At 46.9% G+C, this 3,837-nt stretch carries 5 protein-coding genes and 1 pseudogene; all 6 read right to left on the minus strand.

The features are described from left to right. On the minus strand, window positions 1-367 hold a 367-nt coding region (locus tag FTT98_RS17325), incomplete at its 3' end, for a transposase zinc-binding domain-containing protein (protein WP_180177603.1). A gap of 210 nt (window positions 368-577) precedes the next feature. Continuing rightward, the gene (locus tag FTT98_RS17330) at window positions 578-802 is read right to left on the minus strand and encodes a hypothetical protein (RefSeq protein WP_106404738.1); all 225 of its coding nucleotides are present in this window, start codon (window positions 800-802) and stop codon (window positions 578-580) included. Then, window positions 799-1,536, minus strand: a complete 738-nt coding sequence (locus FTT98_RS17335) for a recombinase family protein (RefSeq protein ID WP_001366550.1) — start codon at window positions 1,534-1,536, stop codon at window positions 799-801. The genes FTT98_RS17330 and FTT98_RS17335 overlap by 4 nt, the downstream gene beginning before the upstream one ends. Before the next feature lie 147 nt (window positions 1,537-1,683). Next, a complete protein-coding gene (locus FTT98_RS17340; protein ID WP_024160783.1) occupies window positions 1,684-2,850 on the minus strand; it encodes a tetracycline-inactivating monooxygenase Tet(X3) in 1,167 nt (388 codons plus the stop codon). A 189-nt stretch (window positions 2,851-3,039) separates the two neighbouring features. Next, window positions 3,040-3,633 carry a tyrosine-type recombinase/integrase gene (locus FTT98_RS17345; RefSeq protein WP_205779272.1) on the minus strand — a complete coding sequence of 198 codons (594 nt, stop codon included), beginning with the start codon at window positions 3,631-3,633 and terminating at the stop codon, window positions 3,040-3,042. A 72-nt stretch (window positions 3,634-3,705) separates the two neighbouring features. Next, a pseudogene (locus tag FTT98_RS17350) lies at window positions 3,706-3,837 on the minus strand (IS6 family transposase); the annotation flags it as partial.

The raw sequence follows: 3,837 nt of genomic DNA on the forward strand, positions 1-3,837 counted from the left end.
ACTGACGCATGGGTTGTTCAGGCAGTACTTCATCAACCAGCAAGGCGGCACTTTCGGCCATCCGCCGCGCCCCACAGCTCGGGCAGAAACCGCGACGCTTACAGCTGAAAGCGACCAGGTGCTCGGCCTGGCAAGACTCGCAGCGAACCCGTAGAAAGCCATGCTCCAGCCGCCCGCATTGGAGAAATTCTTCAAATTCCCGTTGCACATAGCCCGGCAATTCCTTTCCCTGCTCTGCCATAAGCGCAGCGAATGCCGGGTAATACTCGTCAACGATCTGATAGAGAAGGGTTTGCTCGGGTCGGTGGCTCTGGTAACGACCAGTATCCCGATCCCGGCTGGCCGTCCTGGCCGCCACATGAGGCATGTTCCGCGTCCTTGCAATACTGTGTTTACATACAGTCTATCGCTTAGCGGAAAGTTCTTTTACCCTCAGCCGAAATGCCTGCCGTTGCTAGACATTGCCAGCCAGTGCCCGTCACTCCCACTCGATTGTAAACAAGCACACAAAACCCTTTAGTGACAACAATTTGCAAGAACTATCAGGCTCAGTGCCATGAAAAATACCATGACCAGATCATGAGGTTGAACACGGCTTGCGCCGGCAGCGTTCACGCTCCTGGTCGGCGATCTCGCCCGGCTGCAATGCTAGCTTAGCATCGGTCATGCGCTCCAGCACGTCGCGTAGGCGGATGGTGCAAGGAATGGGCGGCAGCTCGAACTCATAGCCGCCGGCGATCATTTCGGCCGCAATCTCCTCGGTGATGAAAAACGGCTCGTCGTCTTGGTTCGGCTTCTTCATGCCCTTTCCTCCTGGCGCTCATCCTGGCCGACAGCGGCCAGGGCATCGGCTTCCGTCAATGCGTCCTCCACGAACGCGCCGTGCTGCTTCGCTTCGGCCTGGCTGACCTCGGCCCATATCCGTTTCACCTGGGCCGCACTGTACCCGGCCAGCTCGGCGGTCTTGTTGATGCTGTAGCCGGACTTGCGCAGCGCGACAACTTGGGCGCGGCGCTTCGGATCAGCACGGCGGCCCTTGTACCGCCCGGCCTGGCGGGCCAACTCAATGCCTTGGCGCTGGCGTTCGCGCCTGTCCTCGTAGTCGTCGCGGGCCATCTGCAAGGCCAGGCGAAAAAGCATGATCTGCACGGCTTCCAGCACGATCTTGGCGACGCCCTGGGCCTCGGCCGCCAGGTCGGATAGATCGACCACGCCAGGGACGGCCAGGCGTGCGCCTTTGGCCTGTATCGAGGCCACCAGGCGCTCGGCCTCGGGCAAAGGTAGGCGGCTGATGCGGTCGATCTTCTCGGCAATGACCACCTCGCCGGGCTGTAGGTCGCCGATCATGCGCAGCAGCTCAGGCCGGTCGGCGCGTGCGCCGGATGCCTTCTCACGGTAGATGCCGGCGACGTAGTAGCCGGCGGCCTTCGCGGCCGTAGTGATCGCCTCTTGGCGTTCCAAGTCCTGCGCGTCGGTGCTGACGCGCAGATAGACCCGCGCCACCATCGGCGCGGCTACTGGCTTCGTCCTGCGCATACTTGCGGGCTCCTTTGGGCATACTCAAATGCACCCATCTTAAACTGGCAGCTAATGTACAAAAGTTGATAGAAGCACACAAGTTCAATTTTGCACTTCTGCCCACTATTGCAAAACTGCTTGTTAGTAGCCGTTTTTTCTTACTGTTTATAGATTCAATAATTTTTGAAACGAAAAATTGGGACTAAACATTTCGGTTTCGTTTTCTGTCGATTCGTCCTGCGTATCTTTTGCATAAACAAACATTTGTTGTTCGTAGTTTTCGATGGCATTTTCAATACTTGTAAATTCTCCGTTTGTAAGGTTTTCAGACAATATCAAAGCATCCAATAATCCCGTATTTACACCCTGTCCTGCAAAAGGCGACATCAAATGAGCAGCATCGCCAATCATTGTTATGGGTAATGGACGGTTACTTTTCCAATCATTGTTCAAAGGAAATTTCCTTGTGGGCAAGCATTGAAATGTTGATACCGAACGTATTAATTGTTTGTAAACTTCACTCCATTTGGAAAATCTTTTCAATAAAAAATCGGCAACGCTGTTTCTGTCCTGAAAATCTAAGGGAATTTTATTTTTCCATTCATCGGGCGTTTTAAAACTAATTCCTAAATACAATGCACCATTATTATTGGGATTGGCAAACAATAAAATGCCCTGATGTCCCGCCATTAATCGGTTGCCGTTGCATAGCTGAAAAAATCCGGGACAGTTTATTTCCGGTTGAAGAATATCAGCTTGGATGTTGAAAGTACCGGTTTCTTCAACTTGCGTGTCGGTAACAAAGCTCCTTATTTTCGACATTCCACCATTGGCAAGAATAACCAAATCTGCTGTTTCACTCGGTTTATTCTCAAAAGTTAGTGTCCACTTCTTCTTACCAGGTTCAAGCATAACAAGTTTTCTATCCCAAATAACCGTGTCGTTTTCTAAACTATTCAACAAGATAGCCCTTAAGTCATTTCTGTTTATTTCAGGATTGTCAAATCGATTTTCGGGCTTTACATTTTTTGTGGATAAAATATTGCCTTTTTCATCAGCAATATTTACACCCATTGGTAAGGCTAAGTCATAATAAGTTTGTAACAATCCCGCTTTTTTCATTGCTTCCTGACCTGAACCTTTGTGTAGGTCAAGGGTTCCACCAAAAATTCTTGCCTCTCGGTCGTTGTCTCTTTCGTAAACTGAAACGTCTATGCCGTTTTGCTGTAATAATTTTGCCATAGTCAGTCCAACGGGTCCACCACCAATTATTGCAACGTTCTTATCACTAAGTAAATTCATTTGTTTGTCTGTATCTATTCGCATTGTCATTCAAAAATGGCACATAACAAGTGGCTATACGCCAAATGGCGTATATATCCACTATATCTTATTTTGCTAAACCTTTCATTATCAGTGACAAATCCGTTTTCAACCGTTTACCGTTCGTTTCTACTCTCTCAAAAGGATTTATATTCATAGTGCTTTTTGTTAAGTTTTGCTCAAATATACAAATCCTTTCTATATATCTAACAAATCCATCGGACTTTTTAATTGTTCCATTCCCTTGGTGGTAATATGTGTATAAACCTCAGTTGTTTTACTGCTTGAATGACCTAACAACGATTGAATATAACGTAAACTCGTACCATTCTCAAGCAAATGCGTTGCAAAGCTATGTCGTAAGGTATGTACAGTAACTTCCTTTTGAATCTTTGCTTTTAAAACAGCTGCTTTAAAAATGTTTTGAATACTTCGGCTTGAGTATGCGCCACCTTTTTGACCTTCAAATAAATAATCTTTTGGTTTATATTCCATAAAGTATGTTCTTAAAATAATTAATGTTTTCTCAGATAAAATGGTATAACGATCTCTTTTTCCTTTTGACTGTTCTATACGAATTTGCATGCGCTTGGAGTCAATGTCTTTTATTTTCAGGTTTATACATTCAGAAATGCGCAAACCTGCCGAATAAATAGTCATCAGAATAGCCTTGTGTTTCACGTTTTCAATAGCGCGTAGTACCCGAATGGTTTCTTCTTCACTCATCACAACAGGAAGTGTTTTTTCTTTTTTTGGTCTTTCGATGAAATATGTTTTCCGTTGTCCACCCAAAACACGTTCGTAATAAAACTGGCACTGTTGCAAAGTTAGCGATGAGGCAGCCTTTTGTCTTATTCAAAGGCCTTACATTTCAAAAACTCTGCTTACCAGGCGCATTTCGCCCAGGGGATCACCATAATAAAATGCTGAGGCCTGGCCTTTGCGTAGTGCACGCATCACCTCAATACCTTTGATGGTGGCGTAAGCCGTCTTCAT

This window comes from Acinetobacter sp. YH12039 (assembly GCF_013420015.1).
Taxonomy (GTDB): Bacteria; Pseudomonadota; Gammaproteobacteria; order Pseudomonadales; family Moraxellaceae; genus Acinetobacter; species Acinetobacter amyesii.

Bases quoted from the DNA above. Each gene is read 5' to 3' on its own strand.
- FTT98_RS17330 (WP_106404738.1), bottom strand. From the start codon at position 802: ATGAAGAAGCCGAACCAAGACGACGAGCCGTTTTTCATCACCGAGGAG.
- FTT98_RS17340 (WP_024160783.1), bottom strand. From the start codon at position 2,850: ATGACAATGCGAATAGATACAGACAAACAAATGAATTTACTTAGTGAT.
- FTT98_RS17335 (WP_001366550.1), bottom strand. From the start codon at position 1,536: ATGCGCAGGACGAAGCCAGTAGCCGCGCCGATGGTGGCGCGGGTCTAT.